This is a genomic window from Kitasatospora sp. NPDC057223, assembly GCF_042669755.1.
Lineage (GTDB): Bacteria > Actinomycetota > Actinomycetes > Streptomycetales > Streptomycetaceae > Kitasatospora.
This window is the reverse complement of record NZ_JBHUWW010000118.1, coordinates 1-18,918: the sequence shown is the minus strand read 5'-3', so window position 1 is coordinate 18,918 and position 18,918 is coordinate 1. Positions and strand designations below refer to the sequence as shown.

Sequence of the window (18,918 nt, the reverse complement as noted above, 5' to 3'; positions counted from 1 at the left end):
GGGCCGCCGGACGGGCCGCGCCGACGCGGGACAGGGTGCTGGGGCGAGGAGGTGCCGGACGGGAAGCGGTGCCGCACCAGGATGGCCCGCGCTGGTCTATGCGAGTAGACCCCGGCCTGTGAATTTCACGTGGCGGTCATGTATCCGACAAGCGTGCACGTCCTGCCGCCCCGCCCACGGCCTCCCGTGCTCAGCCGCCGAACACCGGCGGCGGCCCCGCACCCGGATCGGCCTCGTACAGGACGAGGGCGGCGATGTGACGCATCATCGGCTCGGCGAACTTCCGCCAGCTGGTGTCCTCGCGCCAGCGCGAGGTCATGATCACCCGGCCCTGCCGCATGGTGACCATGAACATGCGTACGGCGGCCGTCCCCCGGACGGGCATCGGCTCCACGACGTCCAGCGGCGCGTCCCGCACGAGCGGGGGCAGCCGGTCGCCCCGCAGCGCGGTCTCCGGCATGAAGTTGAAGATCGCGCTCGCGGCGCCGCTGTCCCGCAGCCCGCCGAGCACCTCCTCGGCGGCGGCGCCGACCAGGCGGTGGTCGGTGTTGGCGTAGCGCAGGCCGTGGAGCTGCTGCGCCGCCGCGCTCGCCACCGTCTCGGCGAAGCCTCCCGGCGGTGCCACCGCCAGGACGACCGGCGCGGCCCTGACGGCGTTGCGGACCGAGCGCAGGGCGGCCGGCGTGAGCCGGTTCGCCGAGAGGATGAAGGCGCCCACCGTACCGACCTGTTCGACGTGGCCGATCGCGGTGCCGAAGGCGGCCAGGTAGACCGCGGAGACCGGGACCCGCAGCCGGTCGGCGACCACCTCCGCGGCCTCGGCGACCCGGACGGAGGTCATCGTGCAGCCCGGGAAGAGCAGCGGGGCCCGGCCCGGCGGCGGCTCGTCCGGGAGGGCGGGCCCGTGGTCGCCCAGCTCCTGCCGGAGCCGCTCGAACTGCTGCCGCCAGTAGGCCACCGACCGTTCGAGGTGCTCGGCCCCCGCCGGCGTGGCCGATTCCCACAGCGCGAGGTCGATCGGCTGCTCCGCCGGACCGACGGGTGTCCAGACCTCGCCGCGCGCCGCCGCCCCGACCGCCGCGGTGAGGTCGTCCAGCAGCGCCAGGATGCCCAGGCCGTCGGCGGCCCAGTGGTCGACCACCACGGCGATCCGCGAGACCCTGCCCGCCTCGGTGCCCGCCAGCAGCTTGAGCGGCCACTGCAGGGAGAGCCGGAAGGAGGTCGCCCGGGCCGCCGCCACGGCCTCCTCCCAGCCGTCGAGGGGTGCGGTCGCGAGCACCAGGTCGCAGCCGGGATCGACCGCGTCCACCACCTGGTGGGCCTCGGCGCCGAGGCCCACCACCCGGCTCCGCAGGATCTCGTGGCGGGCGAGCACCTCGCACACCGCGCGGCGCACCTGCCCGAACTCCAGGGGCACGGTCTCCAGCTCCCGGAACAGGTTGTCCTCGTGCGAGGCGATCCGGTCGTCGGGCTGCTCGGGCAGCCACTCCTGCTGGACCCAGGTCAGCGGCCCGGTCCGTTCGGGCCGCGCGGGCCCCGGTGCGGGGGCCGCCGGTTCGACGCCGTTCACGCGGGCACCGCGCCGGCCTGCCCGGCGACCCTGGCGCGCAGCGCGTCGAGGTACCGCAGCGAACCCATGACCTCGTCGCGGCCCACGCCGAAGTCGATGAGGCAGGCGATCTCGTCCACGCCCATCGCGGCGAGCCGGTCGACCACCCGGACGCCGTCCTCGACCGTGCCGAACAGGCCCGCGCCGGTGAAGAGGCGGTCGAAGGACCGGGCGAGGATGAACTCCTTGTCCCGGGCCGGGATCCGGTTCAGGTCGAAGCCGTCGGCCCCGGTGCCGGCCGGATCCCCCGCGATGAGGTCCATCGAGCTGCGCAGGTATCCGGTGAGCGGTTCGCGGACCAGCTCGCGCACGTGCTCGCGGTCCTCGCCGAGCATGGTGTGCAGCATCAGCACGACGTGGCCGGGGGCCCGGTCGCCGTGCTCGTCGGCCAGCGCCTCCCGGTACGTGGCGATGTTGCGCTCCAGCGCGTCGTGGTCCTGGCCGAGCTGGTGGGTCAGCACGCCCGCGCCCAGCCGGCCCGCGATCCGGAAGGTCTGGGGGGAGCCGGCCGCCGTGATCCACACGGGCAGCTCGGGCTGGACCGGGCTGGGGAACAGCCGGACGGCGCGCCGCTCGCCCTCGGCGTCCTCGAAGTCGACCTCCTCGCCGCGCCAGAGCCGCTGCACCGTCCTGGCCGTCTCGACCATGATGTTCTTGCGGTCCTTGAAGTTCTCCGGCTGGAACACGAAGTCCCCGGCGTGCCAGCCGGAGGCGAAGGAGATCCCCGCCCGGCCGCCGGAGAGGTTGTCGACGACGGACCACTCCTCGGCGATCCGGACCGGATGGTGCAGCGGCGCGACCACGCTGCCGGCCCGGATCGCCACCCGCTCGGTCACGGCCGCCAGCGCGGCGCCGGTCAGCGAGGGGTTCGGGTACTGCCCGCCGAAGCTGTGGAAGTGCCGTTCCGGGGTCCAGACGGCGCGGAAGCCGTGGGTGTCGGCGAAGCGCGCGCTCTCCAGCAGCAGGCGGTAGTTGTCCCCGTTGGTGGCACTGTCGGCGAAGAAGAAGAGGCTGAGGTCCATCGGTCCATTCCTCGGGGTCAGGACGGCGCACCGGCCGGCCGGGCGGCGGGCGGGTCTGCGTCGATTCGTTGCGGTTGCGGTCCCTCACGCGGCAGGGCTATCGCCACGCAGACCACCAGGCCGCCCTGGTGGCTGAGCGACAGGTCGATCCGCCCGATCCCGGCCTGCTCGGCGACCTTCCTCGCACCGCCGCCGAGCCGGACCTGCGGCGCCCCGTGCGCGTCGCCGAGCACCTCGATGTCGCGCCAGCCCAGGCCCTGGCCGAGTCCTCGGCCGAGGGCCTTCGCGGTGGCCTCCTTGGCGCAGAACCGGCCCGCCAGGTACTCGGTACGGCGGACGGCGCCGAGGGCGTCGGCGTGGGCGAGCTCGGTCACGGAGAACACGATCCGCCGCCCGGCCGGGTGGGCGGCGATCCGGGCGAAGCGGGCGATCTCCAGCAGGTCGATGCCGACTCTCATGGCCGCCCGCCCGACCGGCCGCGCGCCCGGACCAGCGAGCGCGCGACGTGCAGGCGCTGGATGTCGCTGGTGCCCTCCATGAACTCGAAGGCGCCCATGTCGCGGGTCCACTTCTCCAGCAACGGCTGTTCGGCCAGGGCCGCCGGGCCGAGCGAGCGCACCGCCCAGCGGCCGGCCTCGCGCGCCGCCGCCACCGCGGCGATCTTGGCCGCGCTGGAGAGCCGCCCGTCGTCGCGGTCCAGGTCCAGGGCGGCCCCGGCCTGGTAGACGAGTTGGCGGCACGCCTCCAGCCGGCCCGCGACGGCTTCGAGGCCCGGCGCGTGCGGGCGCCCGGCACGCACCAGGTCCACGAAGGCGAGCCCGGTGCCGACCGCGAGCGCGGCCACCTGCGGCCGGACGGTGTTGAACACCCGCACGGCCCCCCACAGCCCGCGTCTGGTCGGCGGCAGGTGCCGGGCCAGCAGCCGCTCCTGCGGCACCGGCACGCCGGTGAACCGGATCTCGCCGAGGGCCGCGCCGCGCAGCCCCACCATGTCGAGCTCCTGGGCGGCGAAGCCGGGGGCGGCGGCGTCGACCAGCGCGGCGCGGATCGACAGCGGCCCGCTGCCCGTCCGGGCGAAGACCACGCCGAGGGCGCCGCGGGCACCGTTGCCGATGTACTTCTTCGTCCCGTGCAGCAGGTGGAGCTCCGGATCTCCGCGCTCCGGGGCCGCACGCTCCAGCTTGCTCTCCATCGCGCCGGCGTCGCTGCCCCGGTCCGGTTCGGTCACGGCGAAGAAGGTCCACGCGCCCCGGTCGGCCACGGCCCGGTAGAAGTACTCCTGCTGCTGCTCGTCGCCCAGCTGGTCGACCAGCAGCCCGGCCAGGTTGGGCCCGGGGGCGGCCAGCACCATCCCCGCGTCACCGTGGGCGAGTTCGAGCATCCACACCAGGGTTTCCAGGGACGATCCCGCCGAGAAGGCGAAGCGCCCGACGCGCAGCGGGTCCCCGCCGAACCGCTGCGGGGTCGTGCAACGGCGGATCAGGTCGAAGGCCGCCGCGCCGAGGTGCGGCTTCAGGTCGTGCGGGGCCGCGTCGAGCGCCGGCGCGAGCGCGCGCAGCTCGGGCGCCGTCTCGGCGGCGGCGCCGCGCAGGGCCCGCAGCCGTTCGTCGAGTTCGAGTACGGTCACCGGACTCCTTCCGTGACGGTCGGCCGGGCGAGCCACAGATCCGCCGCGAGGGCGGACAGGTGGAGGCAGCGCACCGGATGGTCGGTGAGGTAGCCCTCGGCGCCGAACAGCCGGGTGGTCGTCCAGCCCGCCTCGGTCAGCCGTTCGTGCTGGTCCCGGACGGCCTCGGCCGGGGCGTCGGGGCGGCCGGCCGCGGCGGTCGCGACCTCGATCTCGGTGGCCACGTCGGCCAGCGCGGCGCCCACGAGCTGGCGGTCGACCAGCGGGAGGCCGCCGAAGCGCCGGGCCTCCAGCCGCCGCACGGCCGCGTCGAGCATCCGGGAGAGCAGCCCGATCCGCACCGCGGCCAGGGCGGCGGCGCGCGGGCCGGTCAGCCCCGGCCCGGTGGCCGTGGTCCCCGCCGCGAGGCGGACGAGGGCCAGCCCTTCGAGGGCCGCGAACGGGTGCGTGAGCAGCTCGGCCCCGGGCGGCGCCGAAGCGGCCGGCAGCAGTGCGACGGCGCCGGGGGCGGCGGCGGCCGGGTCGAGCCCGTCGAGCACCGCGGCCAGGCCGGCGGCCAGGCCGCCCTCCCGGCCGAGGTCCAGGTAGTGCCGGAGGCCGGCCCGGGCCCCGGTCACCGCGCCGCTCCCGGCCGCAGGCCGGCCTGGAACAGCCGGCCGGAGTACGGGTCGTAGTCGGCGACCACCGTGTACCGCTCCGGTGTCCAGTGCTCGGCGAGCGCCGCCCACGCGCTGGTGCAGAGGCGGTCGCCCGGCCCCTCGACCAGGTCGAGGTCGGAGCGCAGCCCGGGATCGAGCCGGTCGGCGAGCATCCGGCCCACCACGATCCTGGCCCCGGGGGTCTGCCGGGCGAGCGCGCGCAGCGCCGTGTTCGGGTCGACGACCCGCTCGTCCAGGAAGTCCAGTTCCGCCCCCTCCTCCTCGTCCTCGCCCGCGCCGTCGCTGCGCACCAGTACCGCGCAGTCGGTGGCCGGCCCGGCGTGGGTGTCGGGGTCGGGGTAGGGCAGGGTGGACTGGTCGAGCACGAGCACGGCGCCGTCGGACAGCGTGCCCGCGAGGCGCAGGCCGGCGAGGATCCGCAGCGCCGTGAACGGGGCCCCCACGCCCTGTCCGGCCACCGAGTGCACCTCCGGGCGCCCCGGGCAGCGCTCGGCCAGGTAGCAGCCCGCCACCTCGACCACGCTCAGGTCGGGCAGGTGGTAGGCGAGCAGGACGGTGTCGAGCGGGGGCAGCGGCCGGTCCAGTCCGTCGAGCAGCTCCCGGGCCATGTCGGTGAAGCTGTTGCCGCCGCCCCGCGCGTACTGCTCGTGGTCGGGCTCCTCGCCGAACGCGGCGAGGAAGTCCGTCATGAACTTCAGGCCGAGCCCGGCCAGCTCGGCCGGCCGGCGCCCGGGGAAGACCCGGGCGGTCGGCCGGCTCAGCCGCAGCGTCCCGGGGCCGGCCGGGCGGGCGGCGGCGCGCGGGTCGCGGTAGGTCGTCTCCGGCATCGGTCAGCGCGCCGGCTCTTGCCCGGCGGCCAGGGAGGAGTCGATGTACTCGCTGAGCGCGCCGACCGTCTCGAAGACCTCCGGCGTCAGCTCGTCCGGGTCGATCTGCAGCCCCAGGGTGTCCTCCAGGGCCATCAGCAGCTCGATCACGCTGGTGGAGTCCATCGCCAGATCGCTGAACAGGCGCATCTGCGGGGTCAGTTCGGGCAGGTCCTTCTTCAGGACCTCCTCCAGTGCCTGCCGCAGCGCGTCGGTGGTGTTGACGCCGTCGGTGTTCGTCATCGTGCCAGCTCCTTCGTGGTGTCGGTTCGGTGGGTCAGTCGAGGCTGCCGGGACGGCGCAGGTCGGGGTGGGTCGCCTGCTTGCCGAGGACGTCCTCGACCGAGTCCCGGGCGCGTACCAGGTACGAGCGGCCGCCCCGCAGCACGACCTCGGCCGGGTAGCCGTGGCTGAGGAAGTAGACCGGCGAGGCGGAGGGCCCGTAGGCGCCGGACCTCAGCACGCCGATGAGGTCGCCCGGCCGCAGTGCGGGCAGGCTGACGGCCTTGGCGATGGTGTCGTTCGGCGTGCACAGCGGGCCGGCGATGTTCCACGGGCCGGCTTCCCCGTGGGGCGCGCCGCCGGCCGGATCGTCCGGGCGGGAGAGCAGCCCGATCGGGAAGTTGCGCTTGACGAAGGAGCCGATGCCCACCGCGGCCATGTGGTGGTGGGTCCCGCCGTCCGCCACCGCGAAGTTCTCGCCCATGGACTGCTTGGTGTAGCGCACCCGCATCAGGTAGGTGCCGCCGAGCGCCGTGAGGTACCGGCCGGACTCCATGATGAGCCGGGTGTCCGGGTGCGCCTCGGCGAACCGCTCCAGCAGCGGGTTGAGGTCCTTCGCCAGCGCGGTCGGGTCGAGGTCGCTCTCGCCCTCGAAGTAGGCCACCCCGAGGCCGCCGCCGATGTCCACCGCGTCCAGCCGGATCCCGGTGGCCCCGGCGATCCGTTCGGCGATCTCCAGGATGTACGCGGTGTTCTTGACGACCACCTCGGTGTCGAGGATGCGGGTGCCCAGGTAGACCTGGACGCCGGCCACGTCGGCGTGCCGGAAGGCGGCCAGGGCCGGGCCGGCCGCGAGGATCTCGGCCTCGTCGATGCCGAACTGGCGCGGCTTGCCACCCATGGTCAGCCGCGAACCGGCGATCGAGAACGCCGGGTTGACCCGCAGCAGGACCCGCTGGCGCACACCGTGCCCGCCCGCCGTCCGGTCGATCAGTTCGAGCTCCGCGAAGGACTCGCAGACGATCGCGTAGATGCCCGCCTCCACGCAGGCGGTGATCTCCTGCTCGCTCTTGCCGGGGCCCAGGAAGACGATGTCGGACGGATCCGTCCCCGCCTCCAGCACGAGCCGCAGCTCGGCGAGGGAGGAGACCTCGGCGCGGGCGCCGGCGGCGTGCAGGACGTCGTAGACGCCCCGGTTGGGGTTCGACTTGAGCGAGAAGAAGACCTCCAGCGAGGGGTGCAGCACCGCCCGCAGGGCTTCGAGGTTCGCGGCGAGCCAGTCGCCGTCGTACACGTACGTCGGGGTTCCGTAGCGGGCGGCGATGCCGCTCCAGTCGGTCTCTTCACTCACGGCTTGGCCACCATGTCCTTCAGTAGGGTCTCCGCCTGCTCCCGGATCCGCCGGACGTCCTGCTCGTCGTCGCCGACACAGATCGCGTAGAGGCGGCCGTACGGTTTTCCGTCCGTGAGGAACGACGCGTTCAGGGTCGCGAAGTTGTTGACCAGCACGCCGCGCGGCCCCGGGCCGGCGGGCTCGGGCCGGTCGAGGAGCAGGTCGCCGAGCGCGGCGCGCAGCTCGTCGAAGCCGTGGGCGCGGCCCGGCCGGAGGTCGAAGGTCGTGGCGAGCGCGTACTGGCCGTCCCGGATCAGGTGTTCGGCGATCCGGTTCTGGTAGGTCGCCATGTTGAACCGGGCGTTGATCTCCAGGCAGGGGTAGAGCGTGCCGTCCGCGCCGAGGATCGCGTCGACGCCGACCAGCCCGAAGTACCCGGCCGCGGCCAGCTCCTTGCCGATCACCTCGGCGGCCGCCCGCAGCTCGCCGACCTGGTCGGGCCGCAGCGGCGCCGGGAACAGGTGCCCGCGGTGCACGCCGTTCTCGGTCAGCGCGGTCTTCACGGTCTCGAACTCGACCTTGCCGCTGCGGCCGACGATGAACTGGTAGTTCAGGTCGGCCTGCTTCTCGATCCAGCGCTCCACGACGACGCTGACCCGCCGGTCGGCCGTCGCCCGCCGGGTGAGCATCCGCAGCAGCTGCTCGCCCCGCTTGGGGTCGTCGAGCACCACCATGCCGCGCCCGGAGACGCCGAGCGACTCCTTGACCACCACCCGGGAGCCCGGCTGCGCCAGTTGGACGGTGAGGGCCTCCTCAAGCTCGTCCAGCGTCCGGCAGACCGCTCCCGGGATCGCGGTGAGCCCGAAGGCGTCGACCAGTTCGCGGCTGAAGATCTTGCCGTTGACGTGCTTGCAGACGGCGGCGCTCGGCCCGGCGAGCGGCAGGCCGGCCGCCTCGGCCAGGCGCTCCTCGTCCGCCGAGACGCCGAGCGGCATCAGGTAGGTGCGGCCGTCGGCGAGCGCGCGCAGGCCGGCGAGCAGCCCGGGCGAGTCCAGCGCGTCCTGGGTGACCGAGCGCTCGGGGTGGTTGTGGTCCACGGTCAGGTGGGTGCCCTCGGCCAGGCCCAGCGCCGTCAGGTACGCGGCGTACCCGGGGTCGACGGCCGCCTTGAGCACCACCGCGTCCTGCGGGTCGGCGAGCAGGACGCCGACCTCCTCGATCCGGTTCACCGTGGCCGAGGAGAAGGAGAAGCCGGTGCCGGGCAGTTTCGGCTCGCCCTGTCCCCAGAGGCGTTCCACCTCGAAGTTGTTCAGGTAGACGAAGCGGGCGGTCGGATCCCCGACGAGGGCGGCCTTGAGCCGCTCGCCGAACCCGCGGGCCGGCGTGGAGCCTTGTGCAGCAAACATGTCACTCCTCTCTGGCCGTGGTCCGGACGACCGCGGCGGCGAAGGTCCCGCCCTGGCCGGCGGAGACCATCAGCACCGTTCCTCCCGGCGGCAGCGCGTTCTCGGCGCGGGCCGTCCAGAGGTTCATGAAGGGGTCCGCGCAGAAGCAGTGGCCGGTCTTCGGGACGTTCTCCAGGTAGACCCGCTCGACCGGCAGGCCGAGGATCCGTGCCGCGGTCGTCCAGGAGTACCGGTTGACGTTGTGCGGCAGGACGAGGTCGATCCCGTCGAGTCCGAGGCCCGCCTCGCGCACCGCCTCCTCCATCACCGAGACCAGCGTCGGGGTGTACGTCTGGCGGTAGCGCTGTTGCAGGTCCTCGGACATGTGGCGGGCCTCGTGGAACTCGCCGAGGGTCCGGTGCACGGTGCTGAGCACCGCGTCCCCCGGCCCGTCGAGCGCGACCAGGACGCCGGCGGTGGCGTCCCCGAGGACCGAGGTGCCCGGGATGTGCTGCATCACCGAGGACAGGGCCTTCTCGCCGATCAGGACCAGCGCGGTGCTCCCGGCGGGCTCCGCCGCGAGCAGGCCCTCGGCCGTCCGCAGGGCGGACAGGCCGATCACGCAGCCCTGGTGGGACATCGAGAAGGCGCCGGCCTCGCCGAGGCCCAGCTTCTCGCGCAGCACGTCCATCCAGCGCAGGCCCGGCGGGGCGAGGTGCTGCACGGTGTGGGCGTGGATCAGGTGGCGCACCGTGGAGCGGTCGGCCTGCGCCAGCAGCTCCTGCCCGATGGACAGCAGCATGTCGAGTGTGGAGAGCCCGTCGGCGGTGACGATCCGTTCGAGCCCCATGAACCGGGTCAGCAGCCTGATCTCGGCCTCGGAGACGTCCAGCAACTCGCGCAGGTCCGCGATCGCCCTGCTGTGCTGGGGGACGAACGGCACCACTTCACGCAGGTAGAGCACGCGTTCCTCCGTCCCTGGGGCCGCCTGGCGCCCGTCGTTCGGCCTCGGGGGGGACCATGGGTCAGGTCCTCACCGTCGTCAGCGCGGACAGTTGGTCGCCGGCGGGGTCGAGGCAGTCCTTGCCGAACTTCTCGGCCACCCAGGCGTCGTCGTAGATGGTGCGCGCGTAGCGCTCACCGAGGTCCGGTGAGACGGCCACCACCTTTGATCCCTCGGGCAGTTCGGGTGCCCGCTGCAGGACGGCCCGGATCACCGAGCCGGTCGACCCGCCGGCGAACAGCCCGTACCGCCGGGCCAGCCAGCGGCAGGTCCGCACGGTCTCGGCCTCGGAGACCAGCACCACGTCGGCCACCAGCTCCGGGCGGAAGATCTCCGGCCGCCGGCTCGCCCCGATCCCGGGGATGAACCGGGGTGCCGGGACGGCGTCGAAGTTGACCGAGCCGACCGCGTCCACCGCGATGATCCGGGTGCCCGGCGAGTGCTGCCGGAAGTGCTGGATGCAGCCCATCAGCGTGCCGGAGGTGCCGGTGCCGACGAACAGGTAGTCGATGTCCGGGATCGCGGCCGTGATCGCGGCCGCCGTGCGCCGCTCGTGCACGGCCCAGTTCGCCGGGTTGGCGTACTGGTTGAGCCAGACGAGGTCCGGGTCGTCGGCCAGCCGCTCGTGGATGTAGGCGATCCTGCCGCCCAGGTAGCCGCCGGCGTCCGGCCGGTTCACCTCGACCACCTCGGACCCCAGCGCCCTGATGATGTCCACGCTCAGCGTCGGGGTGTTGGGATCGGTGACGCACAGGAACCGGTACCCCTTGGCGGCGGAGATCATCGCCAGGGCGATCCCGAGACTGCCGGAGGAGGACTCGATGAGGCTGCACCCGGGGCGCACGACGCCCCGGCGCTCGGCGTCCTCCACCATGCTGAGCGCGGTCTTCAGCTTGATCGAGCCCGCTGGATTGAGACCCTCGATCTTCAGATGGAGGTCGATATTCGCTGCTGCGCCGTCGAGATGCAGGAAGACATCGTCCTGGATCATCTCGTACGCGTTTTCATATATCAATGCTCGTCAACCCCCAATCAGACAAACCAAGGCGGATCCGAAAATTCACCTGTCGCCTATTCATCGCCTCGGCGGGCATCACGATCACAGCGTAGGAGCGGCCTCCGGCGGGGGGACAGGCAAGTGCCCGGCAGCTTCCGACAGGCAGGAAAGTTGCCGTTCCGATTCCTTGTCGCACCCCGCGCGACCGTGTCGTACTGGAGGCGCGAAAGAGGTACGCCAACCGGACGGGAGACGGACAGAGCATGAATCCTGCGGCGAATCCGGTGATTCGGAGGAATTCCACGCGCCCGGCCGGCGGCGCACTGACCGTCGGCCAGGAAGCCCTCTGGCTGATCCAGAACCTCGAACCGGACAGCGCCGCCTACAACGTCACCGCGGCGATGAGCCTGCACTTCCCGGTGGACGCCGCGGTGCTGGAGTCGGCCGTCCGGGCCACCGTCCTCGGCCACGGCCTGCTCGGCTCCGTGTTCGGCTGCGACAGCGCCGGCCGGATCCGCCGCCGCCGGGGGGAGTCGGTGGACACCTCCGGCTTCCTCGACGTGCACGAGACGGATCTCGACGGGGACGAACTCCTGCGGTTCGCCACCGACCTGACGCTGCGTCCGTTCCGGCTGGACCGTGAACGCCCGGTCAGGGCCGCGCTGCTGAAGCGCAGCAAGGGCCCGGACGTCCTGGTGACCGCGGCGCACCACATGGTCGCGGACAACGTCTCCCAGCTGCTGATCTGCCGGGAGATCCTGTCGCAGTACGCGGCGGTCGCGGCGGGCACCGGGCACACCGCCCCGGACACCGGCGCGGCGTTCGAGGAGTTCGCGCGCCGGCAGGGCGAGTACCTGGCGTCGCCGCGGGCGGACCGCTCCCGGCATTACTGGCAGCGCGAACTCGCCGGCCTGACCGAGCACGTCACGCTGCCCGCCGACCGGCCGAGGCCGGCCGTCTACCGCTCCGAGGGCGCCGAGATCGACCTGGCCCTGCCGCCGGATCTGATGGCGGGCCTGGCCGGGGCGGTCGCCGAACGGAACGTGACCACCTTCGCCTTCCTCATCTCGGTCTTCGAGATCCTGCTCCACCGCTCCGGCGGCCGGCGGGACTTCGTCGTCGGCTATCCCGTGACCCAGCGCCGGGGCGAGGAACTGCGCGAGGCCATCGGGTACTTCGTCAACACCCTGCCGCTGCGGGTGCGGATCGGACCGGAGGACTCGTTCGACGAGGTCCTGCGGGCGACCACGACCGGACTGTGGCGGGGCCTGATGCACCGCGAGTACCCCTTCGCGCTGCTGCCGCGGCTCGCCGAGCTGCCGCGCGACCCCGCCCGGCCCCCGCTCTTCGCCGCCCTGTTCGTACTCAACGAGCCGGACGCGGACGACCCCATCGCCGCGGCCCTCGAACCGGGCCGCGAGGTGGAGCACGCCGGGCTGCGCGCCGCGGAGTACTACCTGCCGCAGCAGCAGGGCCAGTTCGAACTGACCCTCCAGGTGACCCGGCGCGCCTCCAGCGTGCAGGCGAAGCTCAAGTACAACACCTCCCTGTTCACCGAGCGCAGGGCCCGGCAACTGGCCCAGGAATACCTGCGGCTGCTGCGCTCGGCCGTCGGCGGGAGCCTCCCCGCCCCCCTGCTCGACGAGCCGCGCAACCGACCCGAAGACCAGCAGTCGCCGATCCCCGGAAGTGAGAGTGGAACGATGGAAGGCACCAGCACCAGCGCCAGCACCGACACCGGCACCGACAACACCGAGCGCGCCGGCCGCATCGCCCAGATCCGCGACGTCGCGGCCATGGTGTTCCGTGCCGAGCCCGAGGCCGTCGAGGCGGCCGGGTCCTTCGAGACCGACCTGGACTCCGACTCCCTGCTCGCCGTCGAGTACACCGTCGAGCTGGAGAAGCTCTTCCAGGTCGCCCTGCACGTGGACGACATCCCCCGGCTGATGTCCGGCCTGGACAGCACCTACGAGCTGATCGCCGAGAAGGCCGGCTGGTAGGCGCCGCGTCGTACGCCCTTCGCACGTCCCCCCGCTTTCGTTCGTACCCCGCTTTCGTTCGTCCCCCCGCTTTCCCCCTAAGGAGCGTGACTCTCACGATGGCAACCACGACGGCCGGGCACAGGCTCGGCGCACTCGGCCCGCTCGACGCCACGGGCCCGGACGGCCTCACGCCGAGCCGGCTGGAGCGACTGACCGCGACCGGCTGGGTGCTGCCCACCGGGGTGCCCGGACTGCTCAGCTTCACCCCGAAGTTCGAGTCGGTCCTGACCAGGCTCCAGGCGCTGCTGACCGAGGCCGACCCGTCGGCCTCGCCGGGGCCGAGCTGGTACCCGCCGGTCGTCCCGAGCGCGAACATCGTCCGCGCCGAGTACGCCGAGAACTTCCCGCAGCTGCTCGGCACGGTGCACGCCCTGCGGGCCGACGCGAAGCCGGACACCGATGACGCGCGGGCCGAGACGGACGTCGTGCTGGCCCCGGCCGTCTGCTACAGCGTCTATCCGCAGATCGCCGACAGCACCATCGAGGAGGCGCGGTTCTTCGACGCGGTCGGCCACTGCTACCGCCACGAGGCGACCAGCGAGTACGGCCGCTTCCGGTCCTTCCGGATGCGGGAGTTCGTCGTGGTGGCCGGGCAGGACGAGGCCTGGCAGTGGCGGGAGGACTGGATCGCCCGCTGCGAGGCGCTGTTCGCGCGGCTCGGGGTGGCGGTCTCCGTCCAGGAGGCGAGCGACCCGTTCTTCGGCCCCGGCGACCGGTTCATGCGCTCCAGCCAGATCCAGCAGCAACTCAAGTACGAGTTCCACGCCCCGGTCCACGCCGACGATCCGGGTACGGCGATCGCCTCGGCCAACTGCCACAAGGAGCACCTCGGCGAGCGCTTCGCCATCGACTTCGCGGGTACGGGTCCCGCGCACAGCTCCTGCATGGCCTTCGGCCTGGAGCGGACCGTCTCGGCCCTGATCCACGCGCACGGCGAGGACCTCGCGAACTGGCCGGAGCTCGGCTGAGCCGGCCGGCCCGCGGCCGACCGGGCCCGGTGGTTCAGCGGATGCCCGCTGGACCACCGGGCCCCGCCGTCGGGCGGGCGGCGGCCAGGCGCTGCACCACCTCGGCCACGAACGGGGCCGCCCGGTAGTGGTAGTGGTGCGCCGGATCGGGCAGCAGCAGCGAGGTGTCGAGCAGGTCCGAGACGAGCGTGAGCGGATTGGGCGAGGTGCCCCGCCCCAGCCGGTCGTACTCGGCGGTGATCTCGTCGAGCACGAACCGGCGGGTGGGCAGCGCGGCGATCCGCTCCAGCAGCAGCCGGTGCTCCTCGCCCAGCAGGCCGATGCTCCACAGGATGCTGTCGGTCACCGACCGCTGGTGGCGGAGCAGGGCGTGGTCGTTGGACCAGAGCATCTCCGGCGTGGGCCCGTAGGAGAGCATCAGCCGGATCGGGATGGCGCGCAGGCACTCCGCGGCGAACTCGATGTAACGCGGCACACCGCCGAGGCGCCGGCACAGCTCGGCGATCAGCGGGAGATCCTTCTCCAGCTCCGCGGCCGCCCGCGACTCGGTGCCGACGTGCTGCAGGAACAGCTCCACGGCCGGCGCACCGGACAGCGGTTCGCCGGGCGCCTGCTCCAGGGGCAGCGGCTGGATCTCCCGGTTCGCGCCGAGCCGCTCGGTGAGCCGGCGGCGCGCCGTGATGAGGATGTGCACGCCGGCGAAGTTGGCCTGCAGCTCCCGGGTGGCCGCCATCACGCCCGCCGGGATGTGCTCCGCGTTGTCGAGCACGAGCAGCATGTTGGTCTCGGCCTCGATCTCGGCCACGGCGGCGCCGCTCTGGGCGCCCGGGCGCCCCCGGCCCAGCTGCCGGCGCACCCGGTGCAGGACCGCCATGGCCTGTTCGTCCCGTGAGTCGTGCTCGGCCCGGAGGTCGCCGAGCTCCACGAGTTCCACGCCGTCCCGGAAGAAGTGGCTGATCTGGGCGGCGACGCTCAGCGCCATCCGGGTCTTGCCGACCCCGCCCGGGCCGAGGAACGTCGTCAGCCGGTTGGTCCGGACGGTGTTCGCCAGCTGCTGGTGCTCGGCGGGGCTGCCGACGAGGGCGGAGTTCGCCGCCGGCAGCCCCCGCCACCGCGCCCGGTCCAGGTTCTCGGCGCTCTGCCGCTGCTCGTCGGCCACCCCGAGCGCGGTCACCAGCAGGTCCACCGAGGAGCGGCGCGGGTTCTGGACCCGGCCGAGCTCCAGGTTCCTGATGGTGCGTACGCTCAGCCCGGAGTACTCGGCGAGCTCCTCCTGGGTCCAGCCGCGCTGGATTCTCAGCGCCGCGATCAGGCGGGAGTTCCAGACCGGCAGGTGCCCGCCCAGGAGGGTGCGTTCGTCGGTGTAGTCGAGCGTCATCGGTACCCCCGGGATTGAAGTTCGAACAGCTCGGCGTAGAGCCCGCCACGGGACATCAGCTCCCGGTGACTGCCCTGTTCCTTGATCTTCCCGTCGTCGAGCACGATGATCAGGTCGGCCATCCCCACGGTCGAGAAGCGGTGGGAGACCAGCAGGGTGACGGTGCTCCGGCTCCTGCCGGCGCGCGCGGCGGCGGCGAACCGTTCGAACAGCGCGTTCTCGGTGTGCGCGTCCAGCGCGGCGGTCGGCTCGTCGAACACGGCGATCAGCGGTTCGGTGCGCATCAGCCCGCGCGCCAGCGCGAGGCGCTGCCACTGCCCGCCGGACAGCTCCGCGCCGTCCTCCCAGCGGGTCCCGAGCCGGGTGTCCAGGCCCTGCGGCAGGCTCTCGACGACGCCCGAGGCGTCGGCCCGCTCCAGCGCCGCACCGACCGCGGCCCGGTCCCGCAGGTGCGGCAGGTCGCCGACGCCCACCGTCTCCAGGACGGGGAGCTCCAGCTTCGCGTAGTCCTGGAACGCGGCCGAACACTTCGACCGCCACTCGGCGGTGTCGTACCCGGCGAGGTCCGCACCGTCCACCAGGATCCGGCCGGAGTCGGGCCGGTAGAAGCCGCAGAGCAGCTTGATCAACGTCGTCTTGCCCGCGCCGTTGTCCCCCACCAGGGCGACGACCGCACCCGGCGGCAGGTGCAGGCTGACCCCGTCGAGCACGCCCCGGCCGTCCTTCGAGCCCGGATAGGCGAACCGGACGTCCTGGAGTTCGATGCCGCTGCTCAGGGTGTCGGGCAGCGCGGCGGGCGCGGCGGTGGAGCGGCGCTCGCCGGCCACGTACTCCTGCAGCCAGACCAGGCGCCCGCCCACCCGCAGCACCACCAGGAAGTAGGTGCCGTAGCGCACCGCCGTGCCGACGGTCGAGCTGAGCTGGGCGGCCAGGCCCAGGACGAGGACGACGTCGCCGGCGGTGGCGGAGCCGCGCACGGCGAGCATCATGACCAGGGTGATCGCGGCGATGTACCCGATGGCGGTGGCCAGCGCGTCGAGCCCCTGCAGGAGCGCGCCCTGCCAGCTCGCCCGGTTGCGCCGCCCGATCACGGACCCGGAGACCTTCCGGTGGCGCTCGCCCAGCAGGCCGGTCAGGCCGAAGACGCGCAGCTCGCCCGACGCGGCCGTGGAGGTGCCCAGCTCGAACAGGTGGGCGCGCAGGCGCTCCTGCTCGCTGGTCTCCTCCTGGGCCCGTACCGTCAGGTCGCGGCTGATCTTGCCGAGCCAGAAGGACACCAGGGCGAGCACCGGCAGGCAGAGCAGCAGCGGGTCGACCCGGGCCAGCAGGACGGCGGTGACGATCAGGGTCGCCCCCACCCGCAGCACGCCGGCCGTCGCGTTCACCATGCCCGACAGCTGGCCCTGCTGCTCCCTGATCCGCTGCACCTGGTCCAGGTACTCGGGGTACTCGTAGTGGGTCAGGCCCTCGGCGCCGCCGATCAGCCGCATCAGCCGCTTGCTGGCGACGGCCGCGGCCCGCTCCTGGACGGTGAAGAGGCAGTGCACGTAGTAGAAGACCGAGGTCAGGGCGGCGCCGACGGTGACTCCGAGCAGCGCGGCGGCACCGAGGCCGCGGTGCAGGTCGCCGGAGACCGCCGCGTCCACGATGATCGCGGCACCGAGGCCGCCGATCGGCACCGAGATCTCGAAGACGATGCCGGTGAGGAACTGCATCGTGGCGTGCCAGGGCGCTGCCCCGAAGCCGATGCGCATCAGTTCCCGGAACGCCTGGTAGGACTTACGCATGTCCGGCCTCCGCCGTCGCCTGGATTCCGTGGTCTGCTTCCGCGCCCGCGGCGGCCTCGACGAAGCGGGCCGCCTGGAGGTCGAACATCGTCGCGTAGCGCCCGCGACGGGCCAGCAGTTCGTCGTGCCCGCCGTCCTCGACGACGACGCCGCGTTCGAGCACCACGATGCGCTCCGCGCGGCGGACGGTGGAGAAGCGGTGCGAGATCAGGATCGTGGTCAGCCCGGCGGTCAGCTCCAGGAAGCGTTCGTAGATCTCCGCCTCGGCCCGGACGTCCAGCGCCGCGGTCGGCTCGTCCAGGATCAGCACGCGTGCGCCGGCGTCCACCGCGAACAGGGCCCGGGCCAGCGCGATCCGCTGCCACTGCCCGCCCGAGAGGTCGGTGCCGTTGGTGTACTCCGGCGAGAGCACGGTGTCCCAGCCGTTCGGGAGCTCCTCGATCAGTGGCAGTGCGCCCGCCCGGTGCGCGGCCTCGCGCAGCCGGTCGCGGTCGTCCGCGTGGCGCGGCGCGCCCATGCCGATGTTCTCGGCCACGGTGAGGTGGTAGCGCGCGAAGTCCTGGAACAGCACGCCGATCCGGCCGCGCCAGACCGTCTGGTCGAGGTCGGCCAGATCGTGCCCGTCGACCCGGATCAGGCCGGCGGAGGGGGTGTGCAGACCGCACAGCAGTTTCACCAGCGAGCTCTTGCCGGCGCCGTTGTCCCCCACGATGGCGAGCGAGTGGCCCGCGGCGATGTCGAGGTCCACGCCGCGGAGCGCCTCCCGGTCCGTCCCGGGGTAGCGGAACCGGACGCCGGTGAAGCTGATCTGTCCGGCCGGGAAGCGGGCGGGCAGCTCCGCGATCCGTACGGCGGGGGTGCCGGAGTCCTCCGAGAGGCTCGCGTCCAGGCTCAGCACCTGGGGAACGGCGGCGCCCGCGAAGGAGAGGTAGGCGTTGTTGTCGTCGAACGCCGTGTAGTTGTTGGCCAGGGCCAGCGCCTGCGCGTAGACGGCGACCGCGCCGAGGCCGATGTCCTGGTGCACGGCCGCCCAGGCCAGCGCGGCATAGCTCACCAGGTTGACCACGGTGACCGTACCGGTGGCCCCGACCACGACCCTGACCCGCGGTTTGCGCTCGCGCCACACCGGCTCGGTCGCCTCGCGCCAGGCCTGTTCGAACCGCTCGACCAGCCAGTCCAGCAGGCCCCAGAGACGGACCTCCTTGGCGGCGGGGCGGGTGAGCACGACGTCCCGCAGGTACTCGGCCTGCCGCAGCGAGCCGCTGCCGGCGAAGCCCACCCGGCCGACCCGGAAGTACTCGCGCTGCATGAAGTGCACGACCAGCGGCCAGGCCAGCAGCCAGAGCAGCCCCACCCACCAGTGGAAGGCCACCAGCGTGGCCGCCGCGGCCACGGCGCGCAGCCAGGCCGGCAGCACCACCGCGAGGGCTCCGACCGCCTGGCTCGGCCGGTCGGTCTCGGTCATCCCGAGGCCGCGCACCACCCGCAGCGCGTCGAGCACCCGGGGGTCGGTCAGGTGGGCCGTGCCCTCCGGCCGGCCCACGGCGGCCATGACCCGCTGCTGCAGCTCGCGGTCCACCTCGCGTCCGAGGGTCTCGCCGAGGGTGGTCAGGACGGGAGCGAGGGTCTGCTGCACCATCACCAGTCCTCCGGCCAGCGCCAGCAGCACGAAGGTGTGCCGCCCGGCGGGCGAGGACAGGCCCGCGTCGAGGGTCGGCCCGATCGAGCCGATGAGCGCGCCGGTCACCACGGCGACCGCCACCGGGAGCACCGAGGCCACCAGCACCCCGATCGCCCCCAGTACGGCCTTGGTCCGGTTGACCTGGGGGAGCAGGCGCAGAAGGTTGAGGATCCCGTGGAGCGTGGGCGATATCTTGGGCCGTCGGCCCAAGGGGATGCGCAGGGGGGCCATGGGGTGAGCACTCTTCCTGTCTGTCGACGGTCGCGTAGCGGTGAGCAGGAGCCGTTCAGGAGGATCGAACAGGCGGATCCCGGGCCGGGCCGCAGCGGTGTGCGGGCC

The 18,918-nt window shown here is 73.1% G+C and carries 16 protein-coding genes; 2 read left to right on the top strand and 14 right to left on the bottom strand.

Going from position 1 to position 18,918, the window contains the following annotated elements:
* Positions 1 to 190: 190 nt before the first annotated feature.
* The 11 genes from ACFUK0_RS30990 to sbnA all read right to left on the bottom strand — a co-directional run bounded on the left by ACFUK0_RS30990 (position 191) and on the right by sbnA (position 10,717).
* Entirely contained in the window at positions 191 to 1,570 is a 1,380-nt protein-coding gene (locus ACFUK0_RS30990; RefSeq protein ID WP_380255791.1) for a hypothetical protein, read from the bottom strand.
* A complete protein-coding gene (locus ACFUK0_RS30985) occupies positions 1,567 to 2,631 on the bottom strand; it encodes a MupA/Atu3671 family FMN-dependent luciferase-like monooxygenase (RefSeq protein ID WP_380255790.1) in 1,065 nt (354 codons plus the stop codon). The genes ACFUK0_RS30990 and ACFUK0_RS30985 overlap by 4 nt, the downstream gene beginning before the upstream one ends.
* A 17-nt stretch (positions 2,632 to 2,648) precedes the next feature.
* Entirely contained in the window at positions 2,649 to 3,089 is a 441-nt protein-coding gene (gene acpS, locus ACFUK0_RS30980; RefSeq protein WP_380255789.1) for a holo-ACP synthase, read from the bottom strand.
* Entirely contained in the window at positions 3,086 to 4,258 is a 1,173-nt protein-coding gene (locus ACFUK0_RS30975) for an acyl-CoA dehydrogenase family protein (RefSeq protein ID WP_380255788.1), read from the bottom strand. The genes acpS and ACFUK0_RS30975 overlap by 4 nt, the downstream gene beginning before the upstream one ends.
* Positions 4,255 to 4,875: an acyl-CoA dehydrogenase family protein gene (locus ACFUK0_RS30970; RefSeq protein WP_380255787.1), complete on the bottom strand. Its 621-nt coding sequence runs from the start codon at positions 4,873 to 4,875 to the stop codon at positions 4,255 to 4,257. Before ACFUK0_RS30970 ends, ACFUK0_RS30975 begins: the two co-directional genes overlap by 4 nt.
* A complete protein-coding gene (locus ACFUK0_RS30965; RefSeq protein WP_380255786.1) occupies positions 4,872 to 5,744 on the bottom strand; it encodes a hypothetical protein in 873 nt (290 codons plus the stop codon). The genes ACFUK0_RS30970 and ACFUK0_RS30965 overlap by 4 nt, the downstream gene beginning before the upstream one ends.
* A gap of 3 nt (positions 5,745 to 5,747) precedes the next feature.
* A complete protein-coding gene (locus tag ACFUK0_RS30960; RefSeq protein WP_380255785.1) occupies positions 5,748 to 6,026 on the bottom strand; it encodes an acyl carrier protein in 279 nt (92 codons plus the stop codon).
* A gap of 34 nt (positions 6,027 to 6,060) precedes the next feature.
* The gene (locus ACFUK0_RS30955; protein ID WP_380255784.1) at positions 6,061 to 7,356 is read right to left on the bottom strand and encodes a type III PLP-dependent enzyme; all 1,296 of its coding nucleotides are present in this window, start codon (positions 7,354 to 7,356) and stop codon (positions 6,061 to 6,063) included.
* Entirely contained in the window at positions 7,353 to 8,744 is a 1,392-nt protein-coding gene (locus ACFUK0_RS30950) for an ATP-grasp domain-containing protein (protein ID WP_380255783.1), read from the bottom strand. The genes ACFUK0_RS30955 and ACFUK0_RS30950 overlap by 4 nt, the downstream gene beginning before the upstream one ends.
* A 1-nt stretch (position 8,745) precedes the next feature.
* Positions 8,746 to 9,687, bottom strand: a complete 942-nt coding sequence (locus tag ACFUK0_RS30945; RefSeq protein WP_380255782.1) for a 3-oxoacyl-ACP synthase III family protein — start codon at positions 9,685 to 9,687, stop codon at positions 8,746 to 8,748.
* Between the two features lie 61 nt (positions 9,688 to 9,748).
* Positions 9,749 to 10,717 (bottom strand): 2,3-diaminopropionate biosynthesis protein SbnA, encoded by a 969-nt coding sequence (gene sbnA, locus ACFUK0_RS30940; protein WP_380255781.1) that lies wholly within the window; start codon positions 10,715 to 10,717, stop codon positions 9,749 to 9,751.
* Between the two features lie 290 nt (positions 10,718 to 11,007).
* On the opposite strand from sbnA, the gene ACFUK0_RS30935 reads away from it, so the two are divergent.
* Positions 11,008 to 12,723, top strand: coding sequence for a condensation domain-containing protein (locus tag ACFUK0_RS30935; protein ID WP_380255780.1), 1,716 nt, complete (start codon positions 11,008 to 11,010; stop codon positions 12,721 to 12,723).
* A 98-nt stretch (positions 12,724 to 12,821) separates the two neighbouring features.
* Positions 12,822 to 13,733 (top strand): aminoacyl--tRNA ligase-related protein, encoded by a 912-nt coding sequence (locus ACFUK0_RS30930; protein ID WP_380255779.1) that lies wholly within the window; start codon positions 12,822 to 12,824, stop codon positions 13,731 to 13,733.
* Positions 13,734 to 13,767: 34 nt separating this feature from the next.
* Here ACFUK0_RS30930 and ACFUK0_RS30925 read toward each other — a convergent pair whose 3' ends face one another.
* Genes ACFUK0_RS30925 through ACFUK0_RS30915 form a run of 3 tightly spaced genes read right to left on the bottom strand, consistent with a single transcriptional unit; the run spans position 13,768 to position 18,810 of the window.
* Positions 13,768 to 15,111, bottom strand: a complete 1,344-nt coding sequence (locus tag ACFUK0_RS30925) for a helix-turn-helix domain-containing protein (RefSeq protein ID WP_380255778.1) — start codon at positions 15,109 to 15,111, stop codon at positions 13,768 to 13,770.
* A complete protein-coding gene (locus ACFUK0_RS30920) occupies positions 15,108 to 16,898 on the bottom strand; it encodes an ABC transporter ATP-binding protein (protein ID WP_380255777.1) in 1,791 nt (596 codons plus the stop codon). Before ACFUK0_RS30920 ends, ACFUK0_RS30925 begins: the two co-directional genes overlap by 4 nt.
* The gene (locus ACFUK0_RS30915; RefSeq protein ID WP_380255776.1) at positions 16,891 to 18,810 is read right to left on the bottom strand and encodes an ABC transporter ATP-binding protein; all 1,920 of its coding nucleotides are present in this window, start codon (positions 18,808 to 18,810) and stop codon (positions 16,891 to 16,893) included. Before ACFUK0_RS30915 ends, ACFUK0_RS30920 begins: the two co-directional genes overlap by 8 nt.
* Positions 18,811 to 18,918 lie beyond the last annotated feature (108 nt).

What these genes read in the sequence shown, in the direction of transcription:
- ACFUK0_RS30985 (WP_380255790.1), bottom strand. Translation starts at nt 2,631, where the DNA reads ATGGACCTCAGCCTCTTCTTCTTCGCCGACAGTGCCACCAACGGGGAC.
- acpS (WP_380255789.1), bottom strand. Translation starts at nt 3,089, where the DNA reads ATGAGAGTCGGCATCGACCTGCTGGAGATCGCCCGCTTCGCCCGGATC.
- ACFUK0_RS30965 (WP_380255786.1), bottom strand. Translation starts at nt 5,744, where the DNA reads ATGCCGGAGACGACCTACCGCGACCCGCGCGCCGCCGCCCGCCCGGCC.
- ACFUK0_RS30960 (WP_380255785.1), bottom strand. Translation starts at nt 6,026, where the DNA reads ATGACGAACACCGACGGCGTCAACACCACCGACGCGCTGCGGCAGGCA.
- ACFUK0_RS30950 (WP_380255783.1), bottom strand. Translation starts at nt 8,744, where the DNA reads ATGTTTGCTGCACAAGGCTCCACGCCGGCCCGCGGGTTCGGCGAGCGG.
- sbnA (WP_380255781.1), bottom strand. Translation starts at nt 10,717, where the DNA reads ATGATCCAGGACGATGTCTTCCTGCATCTCGACGGCGCAGCAGCGAAT.
- ACFUK0_RS30930 (WP_380255779.1), top strand. Translation starts at nt 12,822, where the DNA reads ATGGCAACCACGACGGCCGGGCACAGGCTCGGCGCACTCGGCCCGCTC.
- ACFUK0_RS30925 (WP_380255778.1), bottom strand. Translation starts at nt 15,111, where the DNA reads ATGACGCTCGACTACACCGACGAACGCACCCTCCTGGGCGGGCACCTG.
- ACFUK0_RS30920 (WP_380255777.1), bottom strand. Translation starts at nt 16,898, where the DNA reads ATGCGTAAGTCCTACCAGGCGTTCCGGGAACTGATGCGCATCGGCTTC.
- ACFUK0_RS30915 (WP_380255776.1), bottom strand. Translation starts at nt 18,810, where the DNA reads ATGGCCCCCCTGCGCATCCCCTTGGGCCGACGGCCCAAGATATCGCCC.